This is a genomic window from Nocardiopsis yanglingensis, from assembly GCF_045809185.1.
Lineage (GTDB): Bacteria > Pseudomonadota > Gammaproteobacteria > Xanthomonadales > Xanthomonadaceae > Stenotrophomonas > Stenotrophomonas yanglingensis.
This window is the reverse complement of sequence record NZ_JBJNRH010000017.1, coordinates 38,664-57,555: the sequence shown is the minus strand read 5'-3', so window position 1 is coordinate 57,555 and position 18,892 is coordinate 38,664. Positions and strand designations below refer to the sequence as shown.

Annotated in this window: 17 protein-coding genes; 5 read left to right on the top strand and 12 right to left on the bottom strand. The window is 66.5% G+C overall.

Going from position 1 to position 18,892, the window contains the following annotated elements; genetic code table 11:
• Window positions 1–9 precede the first annotated feature (9 nt).
• Window positions 10–2,121 (bottom strand): S9 family peptidase, encoded by a 2,112-nt coding sequence (locus ACJ7C5_RS18420; RefSeq protein WP_049421399.1) that lies wholly within the window; start codon window positions 2,119–2,121, stop codon window positions 10–12.
• A gap of 143 nt (window positions 2,122–2,264) precedes the next feature.
• Between ACJ7C5_RS18420 and ACJ7C5_RS18415 the strand changes: the two genes are divergently transcribed.
• On the top strand, window positions 2,265–3,452 hold the full coding sequence (locus ACJ7C5_RS18415; protein WP_412704728.1) for a pyridoxal phosphate-dependent aminotransferase: 1,188 nt from the start codon (window positions 2,265–2,267) through the stop codon (window positions 3,450–3,452).
• Window positions 3,453–3,586: 134 nt separating this feature from the next.
• On the opposite strand, the gene ACJ7C5_RS18410 is transcribed toward ACJ7C5_RS18415, so the two are convergent.
• On the bottom strand, window positions 3,587–5,683 hold the full coding sequence (locus ACJ7C5_RS18410) for a prolyl oligopeptidase family serine peptidase (protein ID WP_094001034.1): 2,097 nt from the start codon (window positions 5,681–5,683) through the stop codon (window positions 3,587–3,589).
• A gap of 69 nt (window positions 5,684–5,752) precedes the next feature.
• Window positions 5,753–6,079: a hypothetical protein gene (locus ACJ7C5_RS18405; protein ID WP_094001035.1), complete on the bottom strand. Its 327-nt coding sequence runs from the start codon at window positions 6,077–6,079 to the stop codon at window positions 5,753–5,755.
• A 127-nt stretch (window positions 6,080–6,206) separates the two neighbouring features.
• On the opposite strand from ACJ7C5_RS18405, the gene ACJ7C5_RS18400 reads away from it, so the two are divergent.
• Window positions 6,207–6,809 carry a lipocalin family protein gene (locus tag ACJ7C5_RS18400; protein WP_094001036.1) on the top strand — a complete coding sequence of 201 codons (603 nt, stop codon included), beginning with the start codon at window positions 6,207–6,209 and terminating at the stop codon, window positions 6,807–6,809.
• A gap of 40 nt (window positions 6,810–6,849) precedes the next feature.
• On the opposite strand, the gene ACJ7C5_RS18395 is transcribed toward ACJ7C5_RS18400, so the two are convergent.
• The 5 genes from ACJ7C5_RS18395 to ACJ7C5_RS18375 form a co-directional block, all read right to left on the bottom strand.
• Entirely contained in the window at window positions 6,850–7,149 is a 300-nt protein-coding gene (locus tag ACJ7C5_RS18395; RefSeq protein WP_049463234.1) for a HigA family addiction module antitoxin, read from the bottom strand.
• Window positions 7,150–7,159: 10 nt separating this feature from the next.
• Complete coding sequence (locus ACJ7C5_RS18390; protein WP_097048850.1) at window positions 7,160–7,438, bottom strand: type II toxin-antitoxin system RelE/ParE family toxin; 279 nt, start codon at window positions 7,436–7,438, stop codon at window positions 7,160–7,162.
• Window positions 7,439–7,686: 248 nt separating this feature from the next.
• The gene (locus ACJ7C5_RS18385) at window positions 7,687–8,376 is read right to left on the bottom strand and encodes a methionine ABC transporter permease (protein WP_032129021.1); all 690 of its coding nucleotides are present in this window, start codon (window positions 8,374–8,376) and stop codon (window positions 7,687–7,689) included.
• Entirely contained in the window at window positions 8,373–9,380 is a 1,008-nt protein-coding gene (locus tag ACJ7C5_RS18380) for a methionine ABC transporter ATP-binding protein (protein ID WP_097048848.1), read from the bottom strand. Before ACJ7C5_RS18380 ends, ACJ7C5_RS18385 begins: the two co-directional genes overlap by 4 nt.
• A gap of 179 nt (window positions 9,381–9,559) precedes the next feature.
• Complete coding sequence (locus tag ACJ7C5_RS18375; RefSeq protein ID WP_412704727.1) at window positions 9,560–10,456, bottom strand: DMT family transporter; 897 nt, start codon at window positions 10,454–10,456, stop codon at window positions 9,560–9,562.
• A 152-nt stretch (window positions 10,457–10,608) separates the two neighbouring features.
• On the opposite strand from ACJ7C5_RS18375, the gene ACJ7C5_RS18370 reads away from it, so the two are divergent.
• A complete protein-coding gene (locus tag ACJ7C5_RS18370) occupies window positions 10,609–11,091 on the top strand; it encodes a YajQ family cyclic di-GMP-binding protein (protein ID WP_006471121.1) in 483 nt (160 codons plus the stop codon).
• Between the two features lie 35 nt (window positions 11,092–11,126).
• Here ACJ7C5_RS18370 and ACJ7C5_RS18365 read toward each other — a convergent pair whose 3' ends face one another.
• The 3 genes from ACJ7C5_RS18365 to ACJ7C5_RS18355 all read right to left on the bottom strand — a co-directional run bounded on the left by ACJ7C5_RS18365 (window position 11,127) and on the right by ACJ7C5_RS18355 (window position 15,094).
• On the bottom strand, window positions 11,127–12,221 hold the full coding sequence (locus ACJ7C5_RS18365) for a helix-turn-helix domain-containing protein (RefSeq protein WP_412704726.1): 1,095 nt from the start codon (window positions 12,219–12,221) through the stop codon (window positions 11,127–11,129).
• 261 nt (window positions 12,222–12,482) lie between these two features.
• Window positions 12,483–13,610, bottom strand: coding sequence for an NAD(P)-dependent alcohol dehydrogenase (locus ACJ7C5_RS18360; protein WP_094001040.1), 1,128 nt, complete (start codon window positions 13,608–13,610; stop codon window positions 12,483–12,485).
• Window positions 13,611–13,627: 17 nt separating this feature from the next.
• Entirely contained in the window at window positions 13,628–15,094 is a 1,467-nt protein-coding gene (locus tag ACJ7C5_RS18355) for a benzaldehyde dehydrogenase (protein WP_412704725.1), read from the bottom strand.
• 193 nt (window positions 15,095–15,287) lie between these two features.
• On the opposite strand from ACJ7C5_RS18355, the gene ACJ7C5_RS18350 reads away from it, so the two are divergent.
• Both ACJ7C5_RS18350 and ACJ7C5_RS18345 read left to right on the top strand, forming a co-directional pair.
• Entirely contained in the window at window positions 15,288–15,854 is a 567-nt protein-coding gene (locus tag ACJ7C5_RS18350) for a DUF1415 domain-containing protein (protein ID WP_032129027.1), read from the top strand.
• A complete protein-coding gene (locus ACJ7C5_RS18345) occupies window positions 15,851–16,654 on the top strand; it encodes an SDR family oxidoreductase (protein WP_412704724.1) in 804 nt (267 codons plus the stop codon). The genes ACJ7C5_RS18350 and ACJ7C5_RS18345 overlap by 4 nt, the downstream gene beginning before the upstream one ends.
• A 155-nt stretch (window positions 16,655–16,809) precedes the next feature.
• On the opposite strand, the gene ACJ7C5_RS18340 is transcribed toward ACJ7C5_RS18345, so the two are convergent.
• Window positions 16,810–18,840: a M3 family metallopeptidase gene (locus ACJ7C5_RS18340; protein ID WP_412704723.1), complete on the bottom strand. Its 2,031-nt coding sequence runs from the start codon at window positions 18,838–18,840 to the stop codon at window positions 16,810–16,812.
• Window positions 18,841–18,892: the final 52 nt, after the last annotated feature.

Sequence of the window (18,892 nt, the reverse complement as noted above, 5' to 3'; positions counted from 1 at the left end):
CCTGCACCATTACGGCTGGGCGATGCCCAGCTGCTGCAGCACGAACGCGTACGACTCGGACAGCTCGCGGTAGCGCTGGAAGCGCCCCGACTTGCCGCCGTGGCCGGCTTCCATGTTGGTGCGGAACAGGATCGGGTAGTGGCCGGTGTTGTCGTCACGCAGCTTGGCCACCCACTTGGCAGGTTCCCAGTACTGCACCTGCGAATCCCACAGGCCGGTGCCCACGAACAGCGCCGGGTAGGCCTGCTTCCTGACGTTGTCGTAGGGCGAGTAGGACAGCATGTAGTCGTAGTACGGCTTCTGCTCCGGATTGCCCCACTCGTCGTACTCGTTGGTGGTCAGCGGGATGGTCGGATCGAGCATGGTGGTGACCACGTCGACGAACGGCACCTGCGCCACCATCACCCGGTAATCCTGCGGCGCCTGGTTGGCCACCGCGCCCATCAGCAGGCCACCGGCGCTGCCGCCGGACGCGGCCACGCGATCCTTCGCCGCCCAGCCCTGCGCCACCAGGCCACGGGTGACGTCGACGAAGTCATTGAAGGTGTTCTGCTTGTGCAGCAGCTTGCCGTTTTCGTACCAGTCGCGGCCCATTTCCTGGCCACCGCGGATGTGGGCGATGGCATACACCACGCCACGGTCGAGCAGGCTCACCGCGGTCTGGTTGAAGTACGGATCCATCGACATGCCATAGCTGCCATAGGCGTACTGGAACAGCGCGCCCTTGCCATCCTTCTGATAGCCCTTGCGGTAGACCAGCGACACCGGCACCTTCACGCCATCGCGCGCGGTGATCCAGACGCGGTCGGTTTCGTACTTCGACGCGTCATAGCCGATCACCGGCTGCACCTTCAGCTGGCGGCGCTCACCGGTGGCGGTGTTCAGCTCGAACACCGTGGTCGGGGTGGTCATCGAGGTGTAGACGTAGCGCAGCCACGGCGTATCGGCCTCGGTGTTGTCGCCCAGGCCCATCGAATACGCCGGCTCGTCGGCCTTCACGTAGTCGCTGCGGCCATCCTTGAACAGCAGGCGGATACGCTCCAGGCCTTCGGAACGTTCGGCGATGGCGGTGTAGCCATCGAACAGTTCGAAGCCTTCGATGAACACCGCATCGTCATGCGCGATCCAGTCCTTCCACTGCGCACGCGAGGTGGCATCGGTCGGTGCGGTGACCAGCTTGAAGTTCTTCGCACCGTCGTTGGTGCGGATCACCCAGCGACCATCGTAGTGGTCAGCGTCGTACTCGACATCGCGCTGGCGCGGCGCCAGTACGGTGAACGTGGTCGGGTCGCTGGCCGGCGCGTAGCGCTCTTCCGAGGACACGGTGCTGTGCACGCCGATGGTGATGAAGCGATCGTCACGGGTGCGGCCGATGCCCATGTAGAAGCTGTCGTCCTTCTCTTCGTAGACGACGGTGTCGGTACTGGCCGGGGTGCCCAGCACGTGCTTCTTGACGCGCACGGTCAGCAGCGTTTCCGGATCGTTCTCGACATACAGCACGGTGCGGTTGTCGTCGGCCCAGACCAGGTCGCCGGAGCTGCCGGTGATCACATCGGGCAGCACCTTGCCGGTGGCCAGGTCCTTGAAGCGGATCGTGTACTGGCGGCGGCCCACATCATCATCGGCCCAGGCCAGCAGCTGGTTGTCCTGGCTGACCTCCATCGAGCCGACGCTGAAGTAGCCCTTGCCGGCGGCCATGGCGTTGACGTCCAGCAGGATCTCTTCGGCCGCGTCCATGCTACCCTTGCGGCGCGCGTGGATCGGGTAGTCCTGGCCGGTCTCGAAGCGGCTGTAGTACCAGTAGCCGCGCTCACGCGCCGGCACGCTGGAATCGTCCTGCTTGATGCGGCCGACGATCTCCTTGTACAGGGTGTCTTCCAGCGGCTTCAGCGGTGCCAGCAGCTGGTCGGCGTAGGCATTCTCGGCCTGCAGGTAGGCCAGCATGTCCTTGTTCTCGCGCTTGTCGTCGCGCAGCCAGTAGTAGTCATCGTTACGGGTCGCGCCGAACGGCGCCTTGACCACATGCGGGTGCTTGGCGGCATCCGGCGGAACAGGCGGCGTGGCGGCGGTAGCGGTCGTGGTCATCAGGCTCGCAAGCAACAGGCAGAGAGTGGATTTCATGAGATAAGGCTCCAGGCGCATCAATGCAATGGTCTTCGGCGGGGTCAGATCCCTTTTCCCGACAAGGGATCTGACCCCAATCCCGGCAATGCGGCAACCCTGCGGATCGTCATGGGTCGTGCCGGCCGGCGTACCATGGGCACATGAGTACCCTGCCCCACACGCCGGGCTACAGCCGGCGCAGCCATGAAATTGCCCCGTTCCACGTGATGTCCCTGCTGGCCCGTGCGCAGGCGCTGGAGCAGGCCGGCCACGATGTGATCCATCTGGAGATCGGTGAGCCGGACTTCACCACGGCCGAACCGGTCGTGCGTGCCGGCCAGGCTGCATTGGCCGCCGGCCATACCCGCTACACTGCCGCACGTGGCCTGCCGGCCCTGCGCCAGGCGATCAGCGGGTTCTATCGCAGCCACTACGGGCTGGACATCGACCCCGAACGCATCCTGGTCACCCCCGGCGGCTCCGGCGCGCTGCTGCTGGCCAGCAGCCTGCTGGTCGATCCCGGTCGCCACTGGCTGCTGGCCGACCCCGGTTATCCATGCAACCGCCATTTCCTGCGCCTGGTGGAAGGCGGCGCACAGCTGGTGCCGGTCGGGCCGGACACTGCCTATCAATTGACCCCGTCGCTGGTGGAACAGCACTGGAATGCCGACAGCGTGGGCGCACTGGTTGCATCGCCGGCCAACCCGACCGGTACCGTGCTCTCCGCCGACGAGCTGGCCGCCCTGTCGCAGACCCTGCACGCGCGCGGCGGCCACCTGGTGGTGGACGAGATCTACCACGGACTGACCTACGGCCTGGATGCACCCAGCGTGCTGCAGGTGGATGACAGCGCGTTCGTGCTGAACAGCTTCTCCAAATACTTCGGCATGACCGGTTGGCGGCTGGGCTGGCTGGTGGCACCGCCAGCAGCCGTGCCGGACCTGGAGAAGCTGGCCCAGAACCTGTACATCAGCGCGTCGAGCATCGCCCAGCATGCCGCACTGGCCTGTTTCAGCGAGGAGTCGATGGCAATCTTCGAGCAGCGTCGAGAAGCCTTCCGGCAGCGCCGCGACTTCCTGTTGCCGGCATTGCGTGAACTGGGCTTCCGCATCGAAGTCGAGCCGCAGGGCGCCTTCTACCTGTACGCCGATGTCAGCGCATTCACCGATGACGCGCAGGCGTTCTGCACCCACTTCCTGGAAACCGAGCACGTGGCGTTCACCCCGGGGCTGGATTTCGGTTTCCATCGCGCCAACCAGCATGTGCGCCTGGCCTATACCCAGGAAGTGCCGCGGCTGCAGGAGGCGGTGGCGCGGATCGCGCGCGGGTTGAAAAGCTGGGGCGCCTGACCGCCCGCGCGAACAGCATCCACGCATGGCGTGGATCTACTGGTCCGGCGCACGGTACATGGGTAGATCCACGCCATGCGTGGATGCGTGGACCCAACGAAAAACGCCGCCCGAGGGCGGCGTTTTTCATTCCATCACTTGCCGCCCAACCGCTCCCACAGGAAGCTGTAGGCCAGCGCCGACATGTGCGCGGCCTGCGCGTTGTTGGCTGCACCGCCGTGGCCACCTTCGATGTTCTCGTAGTAGGTCACGTCCTTGCCGGCGTCGATCATCTTCGCCGCCATCTTGCGGGCATGGCCCGGGTGCACGCGGTCATCGCGGGTGGAGGTGGTGAACAGCACCGGCGGGTAGTTCTTCTTCGCGTCGAACAGGTGGTACGGCGAGAAGGTCTTGATGAAGTCCCAGTCGCTGGTGTCCGGGTTGCCGTACTCGGCCATCCACGAAGCACCGGCCAGCAGATGGCTGTAGCGCTTCATGTCCAGCAGCGGCACCTGCACGACCACTGCACCGAACAGTTCCGGGTACTGGGTCAGCATGTTGCCGGTCAGCAGGCCACCGTTGCTGCCGCCCTGCACGCCCAGGTGCTTGGCGGTGGTGATCTTGCGCTTGACCAGATCGCGCGCCACCGCGGCCATGTCTTCATAGGCCTTGTGGCGGTTCTGCTTCAGCGCGGCCTGGTGCCAGCGCGGACCGTACTCGCCGCCGCCACGGATGTTGGCGACCACGTACACGCCGCCCTTCTCCAGCCAGGCGCGACCCATGCCACCGGAATAGTTCGGGGTCAGCGAGATCTCGAAGCCACCATAGCCGTACAGCAGGGTCGGGTTGGAGCCGTCCAGCTTCATTGCCTTGTCGTGCACCACGAAGTACGGCACGCGGGTGCCGTCCTTGCTGGTGGCGAAGTGCTGCTCGATCACCTTGCCCTTGGCATCGAAGAAGGCCGGCATGGTCTTCAGCGTTTCCGGCGCCTGGCCGATCTCGGCCAGTGCCAGCGTGGTCGGGGTCAGGTAGTCGGTGGCGGTCAGCCACACTGCGTCGCTGTCGTTGCTGTCCACCGCAGCCACCCCCAGCGTGCCGAAGGCCGGCGCGCCGACGAAGCGACTGGTCTGCCAGCCATCGGCGCCCGGGGTCAGCACCGACAGGCGGTTCTTGACGTCGTCCAGCACGTTCAGCACCAGATGGCTCTTGGTCCAGGTGGCGCTGGCCAGCGAGGTGGTCGCGGTCGGGGTGAACAGCACCTCGAAGTCGCGCTTGCCGGCCAGGAAGTCATCCAGCTTGGTGGCCAGCAGCGAACCGGAGGCATAGGTCTTGCCGCCCACGGTCCACGGGTCGCGCAGTTCCAGGGTCAGCCACTGCTTGTGCAGGCCCTTCTCGGCCGAGTTCGGCGCATCGATCTTGGTCAGCGTGCCGTCGTCGCCGCGCAGGTAGATCTCGTTGTTGTAGAAAGCCAGGGTGCGGCTGACCAGGTTGCGCTCGAAGCCCGGGGTGTCATCGTGCATCGCCGCGATGTACATGTCTTCCGGCTTGCCTTCATACACCACGGTGGCCGAGGCCATCGGCGTGCCGCGCTTCCACAGCTTGGCCACGCGCGGGTAGCCCGACGTGGTCATCGTGCCGGCACCGAAGTCGGTGTAGACGAACACGGTGTCGCGATCGATCCAGTTGAGGCCACCCTTCGACTCGGGACGGAAGAAGCCGTCCTTGATCCAGGTCTTGTTGGACAGATCGAATTCGCGGGTGACGTCGGCATCCGCACCGCCACGCGACAGCGCGATCAGGCAGCGGCTGTAGTCCGGGCGCAGGCAGTCGGCACCGTGCCAGACCCAGTTCTCACCCTCGGCCTTGTTCAGCGCATCCAGATCGAGCACGGTCTCCCACTGCGGCGAGGCCTTGCGGTATTCGGCCAGCGTGGTGCGGCGCCACAGGCCGCGCTCATGCTGCTGGTCCTTCCAGAAGTTGTAGTAGTAGTCGCCGATCTTCTGCACGGCGGGAATCTTTGCATCGGAGTCGAGCACCTCGCGGATGCTGGCCTCCATCTGCTTGAAGGCCGGGCTCTGCGCCAGGCGCGCCTCGGACTTGGCGTTCTGTTCCTTGACCCAGGTCAGCGGCTTGTCGCCGGTGACGTCTTCGAGCCAGGCGTAACGGTCGGTGTCTTCAGCGGCCACGGCGGTCCCCACCGAGGCAGCGGTCATCATGCCAGCCAGCAGGCAGGCGGAAGCGAGTCGTGACATTGCAGCTCCAGGCAGTCATAAGCCGTGGAACGCTAGCACGGAATGTCGCGGCCGCCCCCGTGTCGAAGGTCAGGCCGTGGCCGCGGGGCTGCGCCGGCTACGGGTCGTGCCGCCGGCGCGACGACGGGCCTGTCCACCGGTACGCCGGGCCAGCCGCAGCCACGACAGTCCAGGCAGCGGGAAGCGCAGCAGCGCCCACCAGGCCACCAGTGGCATGCCGACCAGCCACATCGGCAGCCAGCCCAGCCAGGCGTTGCTGCCCCGCGCAGCTGGCCAGACCAGCACCAATGCCACACCGGCCAGCGCCACCTGTCGCACGCTGCGCAGCAGGCGTGGATCGGCGCGTTCAATGATGACGCGTTCAGTTGCAGGGCGGCGGACGGAACGTGCGTTCATGGGGCTTCTCCGGTGGACAATGCAACACAGCTTGGGCAAGGCCCTTCTCACAGGGTGCGACACCATTGACGGATCGCGTGCACACAGTCGACCATGCGCGTGCAAGCCCACTGGAGCCCGCTCCCGCATGACTTCGATCCGCCCGCTCTGCGCCGTGCTGCTGGCTCTGTCCCTGGCGGGCCCCGCCGTGGCCGCCAGTGAGCCGCCGTCGCCCCGTGCCAGCGCTCCGCGCGCCGCCGACCCGGATGCGCCGATCGACCTGAAGCGTTTCATGGGCACCTGGTACGTGATCGGCCGCGTGCCGAACTTCATCGAACGGGGCCATGTGGCCAGCGTCAACGAGTATGAGCTCCGCGACGCGCACAAGGTCGGCATCACCTACCGCTACCGCGATGGCTTCGGCGAACCGCTGCAGGAAGTCCGCGCGCGCGCCAGCGTCGATCCGGACAGCGGCAACCACGGCTGGCGCACCTGGTTCTACCGCGTGGTGCCCACCCATTCGCGGGTACTGGAAGTGGCCCCGGACTATTCGTGGGCGCTGATCGGCTATCCCGGCCGTGAAATGGCCTGGATCTTCTCGCGTACGCCGGACATGGACAAAGCCCTGTACAAGGAGCTCGCAGAGCGACTGCGCGACGAGTACGGCGTGAACACCGACAAGCTCAAGCGCGTGCCGCAGCACCCGGAGCAGGTCGGCAAGCTGGGCTACGAAGTACCGAACGTGCGTTGACTGGATTGTGGCCGCGGACCTCGGTCCGTGCGCCCCGAATTCACGCTGCCCGCGGCTGCACCCGTCGCTCGATCTCGCTGCGCGTTGGCAATGTCTTGAGGTCGTAGGCCGCCTGCATCGCAAGCCAGGACGCGGCATCCCCACCAAAATGTCGCGCCAGCCGTGCCGCGGTATCGGCCGAAATACTGCGCTCCCCGTGCACGATGGCGTGCAGCCGTGTTGCGGGAACATCCAAGGCCCTTGCCAGCGCGTTCACGCTCAACGCCAGAGGCATCAGGAACTCTTCGCGCAGGATCTCGCCAGGATGGATGGCGCGCATGCCGTTGTGGGGACGCTTCATGGCGGGCACCTCAGTGATAGTCAACAATTTCCACGGCATCGGCGCCGTTGTCGGTCCAGGTAAAGCACAGCCGCCACTGGTCATTGATACGCAAGCTGTACTGCCCTCTCCGATCACCTGACAGCGCCTCGAGTCGGTTCCCGGGCGGGCTGCGCAGGAATGCCAACGTCTGTGCCGAGTCGAGCAGTTGGAGTTTGCGCTCGGCAGCCTGCCGGATCGAAAGCCAGGCACGTGGACAGGTTCCTTCAAACAGGGCACGGGTCTGCTTGCAGCGGAATGAACGGATCATTCCGTAAAACGTATTACGTTGAACGGAACATACCAAGGAACGGGGTGTGCTGCCAGTCCCAGTCTGGCGATATTGATTCCTGATGGGTGTGGCGGCTTCCAGAGCCTGGCGCTATGACAGGCACACTGTCGAAGTTCTGCAGGCTCTGCCGGCCAGCGGCCGGCACTACCGTTTCCAGGCGATGAGGTAGAACCGGCCGCTGGCCGGCTACCACGATCATGCCGGGCATGGCACGGCGGACGAACCGATTATTTGCGGCTGTAATGCGCGACCAGGCGGTCGCCGAGCATCTGCAGCAGCTGCACAAGGACCAGCAGCAGGACCACGGTGACCAGGGCCACGTCGGTGTGCGAGCGCTGGTAGCCGTCGCGGAAGGCCAGGTCGCCGAGGCCACCGGAACCGATCGCACCGCCCATCGCGGTGAAGCCGATCAGCGCCACGGTAGTGACCGTTGCGCCAGCGATCAGCCCCGGACGCGCCTCCGGCAGCAGCACGCGGGTGACGAGCTGCCAGGTGGTGGCACCCATCGACTGGGTCGCTTCGATCACGCCACGGTCCACTTCGCGCAGCGCGGTCTCGACCAGGCGCGCGTAGAACGGCGCGGCACCGATCACCAACGGCACGATCGCACCGCGTACACCCAGCGACGTCCCCATCAGGAACAGCGTGACCGGGATCAGCACGATCATCAGGATGATGAAAGGCACCGAGCGCAGCAGGTTCACCACCAGCGCCAGCACGCCGTAGGCGAACGGCCGGCGCTTCATCTGCGGCGCGCCGAACAGGTACAGCAGCACGCCCAGGGGCAGGCCGATGGCCAGGGTCAGCGGCAGCGAACCGAGCAGCATCAGCAGGGTGTCGATGGTGGCCTGGCCGATGTCGGCCCACTTGCCCGCATCCAGGTGGCGGAAGAAGCCGCCGGCAGTGGCGATGATCATCGACGCAGTTCCTCAACGTGCACGCCGGCGGCCACGAACGCGGCCTGCGCGGCGGACTGGTCACCGCCCACCAGGGCGACCACCAGCTGGCCATACGGGGTGTCCTTGATCCGGTCGATACGGCCGGACAGGATGTTGTAATCGACACCGGTCTCCCGCGCGACACTGCCGAGCAGGGGTTCGTAGGTATCTCCGCCAAGGAAGGTCAGCCGCACGATGCGGCCACCGACGGCATCGAAATCGCGGTGCAACGCCCCTTCGTCCACGTGCTCCGATTCGCTGACGAACCGGCGCGTGGTCGGGTGCTGCGGATGCAGGAACACCCGGGTAACCGGTCCGGTCTCGACCATCTGCCCGGCATCGAGCACAGCAACGCGGTCGCAGACACGGCGGATCACGTCCATCTCGTGGGTGATCAACACGATGGTCAGGCCCAGCTCGCGGTTGATCTTCGACAGCAGCGACAGCACCGAGGCCGTGGTCTGCGGATCCAGCGCACTGGTGGCCTCGTCGCACAGCAGGATCTGCGGGCGGGTCGCCAGCGCGCGGGCGATGCCGACGCGCTGCTTCTGGCCACCGGACAGCTGCGCCGGATACTTCTGCGCATGCGCTTCCAGGCCCACGGTCTGCAGCAGCTCGGCCACGCGCGCGTCGATCTCCGCCTTCGGCGTGCCAGCCAACTCCAGCGGGAAGGCGACATTGCCAGCCACCGTGCGTGACGACAGCAGGTTGAAGTGCTGGAAGATCATGCCGATGCGCCGACGCAGCGTGCGCAGGCCATCCGCGTCCAACGCGGTGACATCCTCGCCACCGATCAGCAAACGGCCACCGCTGGGTTCTTCCAGGCGGTTGATCATGCGGATCAGGGTCGATTTGCCGGCACCGGAATGGCCGATGATGCCGAATACTTCACCGGCCTCGATGGTCAGGTCCAGCGGTTGCAGCGCGCTGACTGCGCGGCCGGCAACGGCATAGGATTTGTGCAGGCGCTGGAACTCGATCACGGGCGTGGCTCACCGGCTGGGTGACGGAAGGGGGCGTGCAGCCTACCAGCGCAGGCGGTCGCGCGCCCGCGCCATGGGCCAGAATGTTATTCCTTTTGGTTCTAAGGCGCCCACGCCGGCGCGTTGGCTGGGGTCAGAGCCCCGCAGGGGCTCTGACCCCATTCCCCGGCCCAACCGACTCAGGGATGGTCCAGCGGCTTCGGCGGTTCCTGCCGGTTCACCCGCTCACGGTGCAGCAGGTACAGGCCCGAGGCGACGATGATTGCCGCACCCACCCAGGTATAGCTGTCCGGCAGCTCGCCCCAGAAGGCCAGATCCCAGCCGATCACCCAGACCAGGCCGCTGTACTCCAGCGGCGCGATCATCGAGGCCTCGCCCAGCTGGAAGGCCTTGGTCAGGGCGATCTGACCGAGCGCCCCGGCCAGACCCATGCCGGCGATAAGCGGTGCGTGTGCCAGCTGCAGCGGTACCCAGCCGGGCATGGCCAGCAGGCCGGCGCCGATGGCCATGATCACCAGGAACCAGACCACCATCGACTGCGAGGTATCGGTGCGGGTCAGCAGGCTGACCGTGATCGCCGCCACGGCATAGGCCGTTGCCGCCGCCAGCACCATCAGGCCGGGCACCGAAATGAAGCCGTCCACACCCGGCCGCAGCACCACCAGCACGCCCACCAGGCCGATGCCGATGGCGACCCAGCGCCGCGGCCCGACGCGCTCGCCCAGCAACGGCACCGACAGCGCGGCGATCAGCAGCGGGGCAACGAAATAGATGGTGTAGGCGGTGGACAGCGGCAGGTCGCGCAGGGCGAACACGAAGCAGCCGATCATCGCCATGCCCAGCCCGCCACGCAGCAGGTGCAGGCCCCAGCGGCGCGGGATCAGCGAGCGCGGGCCGGCGCTGACCAGCACCCAGACCAGCACGAACGGCAACGAGGCCGCGCCACGCAGGAAAGTCACTTCCAGCGTGGGATAGCTGGCCGACAGCTGCTTCATGCCGGCGTCCATCAGCGAGAAACAGGCCACCGCAGCGACCATCCAGGCCACCGCGCGCGAAGGGGAGCGTTGCAGGTTCATGGCTCATTATCGCCGACCGCACCGGATTGTAGAGTCCAGCCATGCTCGACTGCTCTTCACAAAGCAGCCGAGCATGGCTCGACTCTACAGAACGCGGGCATGCGGGCCGGCGCGATAGAATGAGCGCCACTGAATTCTGCGGAGCACCGCCCATGCCTTCCTTCGACGTCGTGTCCGAAGTCGACACCCACGAGCTGACCAACGCCATCGACCAGGCCAACCGCGAACTGGCCACCCGCTTCGACTTCAAGGGCGTGGACGCCAAGTTCGAGCGAGATGGCGATGTCATCAACCAGACGGCGCCGACCGAGTTCCAGCTCAAGCAGATGAACGACATCCTGCGTGCCCGCCTGGCCGCGCGCGGCATCGACGTGCTCAGCCTGGAGTTCGGCGACATCGAGACCAACCTGGCCCAGGCCCGGCAGAAGATCACCGTCAAGCAGGGCATCGAGCAGAAGATTGCCAAGAAGATCGCGGCGGCACTGAAGGACGCCAAGCTGAAGGTGGAAAGCCAGATCAACGGCGACAAGCTGCGCGTGCAGGGCAAGAAGCGCGACGACCTGCAGGACGCCATTGCCGTACTCAAGGCCGGCAAGTTCGAGCTGCCGCTGCAGTTCAACAACTTCCGCGACTGAGGCATCCGCCGGGCCATGCCCGGTGGACTACGCGGTCAATCGCGCAGCAGCTTGTACAGCGTGGTGCGCGAGATTCCCAACTGGCGTGCGGCCAGGCTGAGGTTGCCGTCAGCGGCCTGTGCCGCACGGCGTGCCGCCTCGCGCTGCTGTTCACGCAGCTGCGGCGCACCCGGGTTTATCGGCGCAATCTGCTGCGCGCCGCGCCGCAATGCACCTCGCGGTGCCTGCAGATGCTGCAGGTAGACCGCGCTGCCCTCGCCCAGCCGGACCCGATGCGCTGCGCCCGGTTGCAGCAGGCGACGCCGTTGCGCCGCACTGGCGCCAGCAAACAGCGCCTCAAGATCCAGCAGCGGCAATGGCCCCCGCCGTGGCAGGCCCAGCAGGCGCCGTGCAACACGGTTGGCTGCACGCAGCTGGCCATCCTCCTGCACCGCCAGCAGTCCCTGCAGCGGTGACGCCAGCCAGCGCGGATCATGTTGCACGGCGAGCAGGTGCACGTCGGTGAGGCTGTGGAACAAGCGATTTTCGCTGGCCAGCGCAGCCTGCCGGAAATAGCCCTGCAGCAGGACGGGATCGCGCTCGCCAAGACCGGTGATATCGATCACCCCGCAGACCCGACCGTCGAGGTCGTGCAGTGGCTCGCTCAGGCAGAACACCGGCGCGAACCGCTGCAGGTAATGTTCATTGCCGCGCACCAGTGCCGGCACATCGTCGGCCAGACTGACCGCTGGCGCGGTGGTGCCGATCTCCGTCTCGCCCAGCTGTCGCCCGACCTGGATCGGCCGCAGCAAGGGAGCATCTTCCAGGCCATGGGCCTGCTGCGCGATCACCATGCCGTCGCGGTTGGCGCAGAACATCGTCCAGCCACGCCCACCGAACGCCGCCCAGAGCTGTTCCAGCTCCGGCTTCACGCAGCGCGCCAGGCGTCGGTCATCGGGATGGGACAGATGGCGGCCATCGCCCAGCAGCGGCCGATAGTCCGGCTCCTGCCCCGGCTGCAGGCCCGCCGCGCGCGAACGCAGCCATGACTGCTGCAGCGGCAGCGGCAACACGCCCAATGAGCGCGCATCGCCCTCGGCGAAAGCGGCACGTGCCGCCACCAGTTGTTGCTGCCCGACTGTCGTGGCCATCATGGACGCAGCGTACACCCGTCGGCGGCAACGCCCCGTTACGTTCCGACAACGGAATGTTCCCGCCAGCGGTTCAAACAAGCGGTCAGAGCCGTTTTACTTTGGAGAACGGCTCCGACCCCGTGCCGACCAACGGTCGGCACCCACCAACAGCAACCGGACCCACCCCGCCAAGCTCAGGAATCCAGCTTCTGCTGTTGCTCTGGCGGTTGCCATTGCTTCGGCGGGTGCAGGGCGCAGCCCTGCAAACCCACCCCACCCTTACGCCGCGATCCGCAGGACCGGCTTGAGCGTGATTCCCTTCGTGCTGTCTTCGGCCGCCTGGTTGATCTGTTCCAACGGATAGAACTTCACCAGCTTGTCGAACGGAAAGCGCCCCTGCTGGAACAGGGTCACCAGCTGCGGAATGAACACCTGCGGCACGCTGTCACCCTCGACGATGCCGCGGATGCTGCGACCACCCAGCAGCAGGTTGTTCACATCGAAACTGGCGGTGGTGCCCAGCTTCGGCGCACCGACCACGCCCATCATGCCCAGCCCACCCAGCGCCTCGATGCCGGCGGACAACACGTCCGGACGGCCGGTCGATTCCAGCGCGAAGTCAGCACCACCACCGGTGATCGCGCGCACCGCCTCGATCACATCAGTCTCCCGGCTGTTGACCACGTGGGTGGCTCCCAGCTCCAGCGCAAGCTGCAGGCGCGAAGGCACCACGTCGATGGCGATGATGGTGGTGGCGCCGGCCACCTTGGCCGCCATCACTGCACTCAGGCCCACCGCACCGGCACCATAGCTTGCAAAGCTGCTGCCGGACCGCACCTGCAGCGAGTTGAGCACCGCACCGGCACCGGTCTGGATGCCGCACCCCAGCGGGCCCAGCAATTCCAGTGGTGCGTCATCAGGCACCTTGATCGCATTGATCTCGCGGGCCAGCGCGTAGGTGGCAAACGAGGACTGGGCGAAGAAGTGATCGTGCAGCGGCTGGCCCTGCGCATCGGTGATGGCGGTATGGCCGTGGCCATCGTCGCCGCCGAAGTTGAGCCCGAAGAAATCCCTGCAATAGGCACCGTGTCCGCCCCGGCAGGGATTGCAGTGACCACAGGCGCCATAGGTCAGTACCACGTGATCCCCCGCCTTGAGGTCGCGCACGTTCGGGCCAACCGCTTCGACGATGCCGGCACCCTCATGGCCGAGCACCGCCGGCAGCGGCACTGGATAGTACTGATCGCGCACGATCAGGTCGGTGTGGCACAGGCCGGTGGCCACCACCTTCACCAGCACCTCGTCGTCCTGCGGGCCGCGCAGCGTCGCCTGCTCGATGACGAAGGGCTGCTCCTTGCCGCGTACCACGGCGGCGGTGATCTCACGCGTTGCGTTGTTGTCGTTCATCGTGATGGCTCCTTCGATCAGATCGGGTAAGCGGGCGCTTCGCCCTTGACGGTCAACCACTGCCACTGGGTGAACTCCTCGCCGTTGGCGGGGCCACCGATGCTGGTGCCGTTGCCGGATGCACCGACGCCGCCGAAGGGATTGATCACTTCGTCGTTCACCGTCTGGTCGTTGATGTGCAGCAGGCCGGTGCGCAGGCGCTCGCCGATCTTCAGCGCGCGGCCGACATTGCTGGACACGATCGCCATCGACAGCCCGTACTCGCTGTCGTTGGCCAGACGCACGGCTTCGTCGTCATCATCGAACGGCACCACCACCGCCACCGGCGCGAATATCTCCTCGCTGAAGGCCGGATTGTCGGCCGCAACATTGCCGAGCACGGTGGGTGCGAAGAACAGGTCCCGATGCGTGCCTCCCGCTTCCAGCGTGGCACCGGCCTGCACGGCCTGCTCGACCAGGCGTGCGGCATGGTCGCGCTGGCCGGCATTGATCAGCGGGCCGATCGCCACATCCTCACGTGCCGGGTCGCCCACCTTCAGCGCGTTGGCCTTGGCCACCAGTTTCTGCAGGAACGTGTCGTGGATCTTCCGGTGCACCAGCACGCGGCCGGTCGCCATGCAGATCTGGCCCTGGTGCAGGTAGACGCCCCACGCGGTGTTGGCCACCGCCAGGTCCAGGTCTGCATCATCCAGGATGATCAACGAATTCTTGCCGCCCAGTTCCAGCGAGACCTTCTTCAGATGCCTGCCGGCCGCCTCGCCGACCTTGCGCCCGGCCGCCGTGGAGCCAGTGAACTGGATCATCGCCACGTGCGAATCACTGGTCAGTGCGGCCCCGGCCGCGCCATCGCCGGGCAGCATGTGCAGCACGCCTGCCGGCAGGCCCGCCTGCTCGAACAAGCGTGCGATCACCGCGCCGCCACATACCGCCGTACGCGGGTCCGGCTTGAGGACCACGGCGTTGCCCAGCGCAATCGCCGGGGCCACCGCGCGCATCGCCAGGTAGAGCGGGAAATTGAACGGCGAGATGACCCCGACCACGCCCAGCGGGCGGCGCCGCGCCAGGTTCAGCTTGCCCGGTTCGGATGGCAGAATCTCACCCGTGCTGCGCGACGGCAACGCCGCAGCTTCATGCAGTGCCTTGATGGTCACCTTGGCTTCGAAGCCGGCCTTCAGGCGGGTCGAACCGCTTTCGCGCACCAGCCACTCGACCAGGGTGTCGATGTTTTCTTCGGCCAGACGCGCAGCCTTGCGCAGCACGTCGGCACGCTGTTCATAGGGCGCCGCCGCCCACGCCTGCTGGGCCTGCGCGGCGGCGGCGGACGAACGCGCGACCTGCGCCGGGTCGGCCAGGCCGATCTCGCCGAGCTGCTGGCCGGTGGCCGGTTCAATCACCGGGTGCCGTTGTGGGGCAGCCTGCCAGTGGCCATCAAAGAAGGCGCCGGCCCAGAGGGCGTCCGGCAGCCACGGGGAAGATGCAGTCATGGGTGTCCTCCTGTGTCGTGCATCCATTCCACGCCCGTCGCCCCGGGCTGGCAATCGGCCATCCATCGGTAGCGCGCAACGGATTGAATCATCAGGGATTTCCCGCTTCGCCACTGTCCAGTTCCTGCACAGTGGACAGCGCAGCACCGGCACACTGCCTACAATGGCGGCCCCGCCAGCCGACGTGCCCGCCATGACCGATTCCCACCTGCCCACCGATGACCCGATCGCCGCCACCCGCCTGTGGCTGGAGCGCATCGTCATCGGCCTGAACCTGTGCCCGTTCGCCAAGGCGGTGTACGTGAAGGACCAGGTCCGCATCGTGCTCAGCGATGCGACCACGCCGGAAGCGCTGGTTGAACAGCTGGCCGAGGAGCTGGTGCTGCTGCGCGATACGCCGGCCGAGCAGATCGACACCACGCTGATCGTGCATCCGCAGGTGCTGACCGATTTCCTCGACTACAACGATTTCCTCGACAACGCCGACGCGGCCATCGAAGCGCTGGACCTGCAGGGCATCCTGCAGGTGGCCAGCTTCCACCCGGACTACCAGTTCGATGGCGTGGCCGCAGACGATGCCAGCAACTACACCAATCGCGCGCCCTTCCCCACCCTGCACCTGCTGCGCGAAGACAGCGTGGCGCGCGCGGTGGATGTCTATCCGGACCCGGACGTGATCGTCGAGCGCAACATCCAGACCCTGGACCGCATCGGTGTGGACGGCTGGCACCGTCGCCTGCGCGGCGAAGACCTGACGTGAGCACGGTGCCGCCGATTGCCGCATGGCCGGCCGCGCCGCTGTCGGGCAAGGTCGTGCTGGTCACCGGCGGTGCCAACGGCATCGGCCGCGGTATTGCCCAGGCCGTACTTGGTGCCGGTGGACGCGTGCTGATCGGCGATCTGGACGTCGAAGCCGGCCAGGCCTGTCTGGACGAATGGCAGCGCAGTGAGGATGCCGCGTTCCAGCGGCTGGACATCATCGAGGAAGCCAGCGTACGCGACTTCATCAGCACGGCCCAGCAGCGTTTCGGCCGCATCGACGGGCTGGTCAACAACGCGGGGATCGCCGGCCCGCACGGCACGCTGCTGCAGGACATGGACTGGGACGAGTGGCAGCGCCGGCTGTCCTCGCTGCACGGCGCCTTCCTGTGCAGCAAGCACGCGCTGCCAGCGCTGACCGCCAGCACTGCGGGCGCGATCATCAACATCGCCTCCACCCGCGCCTGGCAATCCGAAGCGCACAGCGAGGCCTATGCAGCGGCCAAGGGTGGGCTGGTGGCCTTCACCCATGCGCTGGCGATCAGCAGCGGCCCGGCGGTGCGGGTGAACAGCATCAGTCCCGGCTGGATCGGCACCACTGCGTGGCAGGCACCCTCACGGCGCCATGAGCCGGAATACTCGACCATCGACCACGCACAGCATCCGGTCGGCCGGGTCGGCCGCCCCGAAGACATCGGTGCACTGGCGGTGTACCTGCTGTCGTCGCTGTCCGGTTTCACCACCGGCCAGGATTTCATCGTGGACGGCGGCATGGCCCGGAAGATGATCTACGTCGAATGACCCGTCTTCGGTAGTGCCGGCCGCTGGCCGGCATGTGCGTGGATGGCGGCGACGTGCCAACCAAGGTTGGCACCTACCAGGGCATGTTCCGGTAGATCCACGCCATGCGTGGATGGCGGTGAAGTGCCAACCAAGGTTGGCACCTACCAAACACCTTACGCCATGCCCGAGTGGCGCAGCAGCGCATCGATCTGCGGTGCGCGCCCGCGGAAGGCCCTGAAGTTCTCCGCCGCCGGACGGCTGCCACCACGCGACAGGATCTCATCACGGAAGCGTGCACCGGTTTCAGCCAGTGCCTGCGGTGCTTCCTCGAAGGCGGCGTAGGCATCGGCGCTCAGCACCTCGGCCCACTTGTAGCTGTAGTAGCCGGCCGCGTAACCGCCGGCGAAGATGTGGCTGAACTGGTGCGGGAAGCGGTTCCAGACCGGCGGGTGGTTCACCGCCACTTCCGCGCGCACGCGATCGAGCAGTGCCAGAACGCTGTCCTGCGCCGGCTCGAACTGGCTGTGCAGCAGCATGTCGAACAGACCGAACTCCAGCTGGCGAACGGTGGCCATGCCGCTATGGAAGTTGCGTGCGGCCAGCATGCGCTCGTACAGCGCGCGCGGCAGCGGCTCACCCGTTTCCACATGCGCGGTCATGCCCTGCAAGTGGTCCCATTCCCAGCAGAAGTTCTCCATGAACTGGCTGGGCAGCTCCACCGCGTCCCATTCGACGCCGTTGATGCCGGCCACGCCCAGTTCGCCGATGCGGGTCAGCAGCTGATGCAGGCCGTGGCCCATTTCATGGAACAGGGTGGTCACTTCATTGTGGCTGAAGGTCGCCGGCTTGCCATTGGCACCACGACCGAAGTTGCACACCAGGTAGACCAGCGGCGTCTGCACGCTGCCGTCGGCACGTTCGCGACGGTTGCGGCAATCATCCATCCACGCGCCACCGCGCTTGCCTTCGCGCGCATACAGATCGAGGTAGAACTGGCCAACCAGCGCGCCCTGCGCATCGACCAGCCGGAAGAAGCGCACGTCCTCGTGCCAGACCGGAGCGCTGTCCTCCTGCACGCGCAGGCCGTACAGCTGCTCGATCACCGAGAACAGACCGCCCAGCACCTTCGGTTCGGTGAAGTACTGCTTCACCTCCTGCTCGGAGTAGCTGTAGCGCACCTGCTTGAGGCGGTCGGCGGCGAATGCCAGGTCCCAGGCCTGCAGGCTGTCGATGCCGAGCTGTTCGCGTGCGAACTGCTCCAGCTCGGCGCGATCCTTGGCGGCGAACGGCTTGGCGCGCGCGGCCAGGTCACGCAGGAAACCGAGCACTTCGCCCGGGTCCTGCGCCATCTTGGTCGCCACCGAGTAATCACCATACGAACCGAAGCCGAGCAGCGCGGCCAGTTCGGCGCGCAGGGCCAGGATGCGGTCGATGTTGCCGCTGTTGTCCAGCGCGTCGTCGCCAAACTCGGACGCACGCTGTGCACTGGCGCGATACAGGATCTCGCGCAGATCGCGGTCCTCGCCCCAGGTCTGCACCGGCAGGTAGCACGGCATCTGCAGGGTCAGTTTCCAGCCGGCCTTGCCGTCCTTCTGTGCTGCGACATGCGCAGCGGCCTTCACATCCTCCGGCAGGCCCTTCAGTCGCGCTTCGTCCTCGATGATCAGCGACCACGCGTCGGTGGCATCGAGCACGTTCTGCGAGAACTTCGCCGACAGCGCCGACAGTTCTTCCTTGATCACAGCAAAGCGCTGCTGCGACTCTGGCGCCAGCTCGGCACCCCCCAGGCGGAAATCGCGCAGGGTGTTGTCCAGCACCTTGCGCCGGGCCTCGTCGAAGCGTGCCGCCTCGGCGCTTGTGGCCAGTGCCTGGTACTGCCGGTACAACGCCAGGTTCTGGCTGAGCGCGCTAGCGAAGCGGGTCACCCGCGGCAGGTTGCTGTTGTAGGCCTCACGCAGTTCCGGGGTGTTGACCACGCCCTGCAGGTGGCCGACCAGGCCCCAGGCGCGCCACAGCCGCTCGGTGGCATCGTCCAGCGGGGCAACGAAGGTCTCCCAGCGCACCGGCTGCACCTGCTCGGCCGCGCTGACGGCGGCTTCGGCCTCGGCCAGCAGCACGTCCAACGCCGGTGCCACGTGCTCGGGGCGGATCGCCTCGAAGCGCGGCAGGCCGGAAAAATCGAGCAGGGGGTTGGCAACGGTCACGGCAGATCTCCAGGGAACGGGCCCGGCGGGCGGGCAGCCCAGTAGATATGGC

Excerpts from the sequence above, each read along its gene's own strand:
- ACJ7C5_RS18420 (WP_049421399.1), bottom strand. The coding sequence starts at position 2,121 with ATGAAATCCACTCTCTGCCTGTTGCTTGCGAGCCTGATGACCACGACC.
- ACJ7C5_RS18415 (WP_412704728.1), top strand. The coding sequence starts at position 2,265 with ATGAGTACCCTGCCCCACACGCCGGGCTACAGCCGGCGCAGCCATGAA.
- ACJ7C5_RS18410 (WP_094001034.1), bottom strand. The coding sequence starts at position 5,683 with ATGTCACGACTCGCTTCCGCCTGCCTGCTGGCTGGCATGATGACCGCT.
- ACJ7C5_RS18405 (WP_094001035.1), bottom strand. The coding sequence starts at position 6,079 with ATGAACGCACGTTCCGTCCGCCGCCCTGCAACTGAACGCGTCATCATT.
- ACJ7C5_RS18400 (WP_094001036.1), top strand. The coding sequence starts at position 6,207 with ATGACTTCGATCCGCCCGCTCTGCGCCGTGCTGCTGGCTCTGTCCCTG.
- ACJ7C5_RS18395 (WP_049463234.1), bottom strand. The coding sequence starts at position 7,149 with ATGAAGCGTCCCCACAACGGCATGCGCGCCATCCATCCTGGCGAGATC.
- ACJ7C5_RS18390 (WP_097048850.1), bottom strand. The coding sequence starts at position 7,438 with ATGATCCGTTCATTCCGCTGCAAGCAGACCCGTGCCCTGTTTGAAGGA.
- ACJ7C5_RS18385 (WP_032129021.1), bottom strand. The coding sequence starts at position 8,376 with ATGATCATCGCCACTGCCGGCGGCTTCTTCCGCCACCTGGATGCGGGC.
- ACJ7C5_RS18375 (WP_412704727.1), bottom strand. The coding sequence starts at position 10,456 with ATGAACCTGCAACGCTCCCCTTCGCGCGCGGTGGCCTGGATGGTCGCT.
- ACJ7C5_RS18370 (WP_006471121.1), top strand. The coding sequence starts at position 10,609 with ATGCCTTCCTTCGACGTCGTGTCCGAAGTCGACACCCACGAGCTGACC.
- ACJ7C5_RS18365 (WP_412704726.1), bottom strand. The coding sequence starts at position 12,221 with ATGGCCACGACAGTCGGGCAGCAACAACTGGTGGCGGCACGTGCCGCT.
- ACJ7C5_RS18360 (WP_094001040.1), bottom strand. The coding sequence starts at position 13,610 with ATGAACGACAACAACGCAACGCGTGAGATCACCGCCGCCGTGGTACGC.
- ACJ7C5_RS18355 (WP_412704725.1), bottom strand. The coding sequence starts at position 15,094 with ATGACTGCATCTTCCCCGTGGCTGCCGGACGCCCTCTGGGCCGGCGCC.
- ACJ7C5_RS18350 (WP_032129027.1), top strand. The coding sequence starts at position 15,288 with ATGACCGATTCCCACCTGCCCACCGATGACCCGATCGCCGCCACCCGC.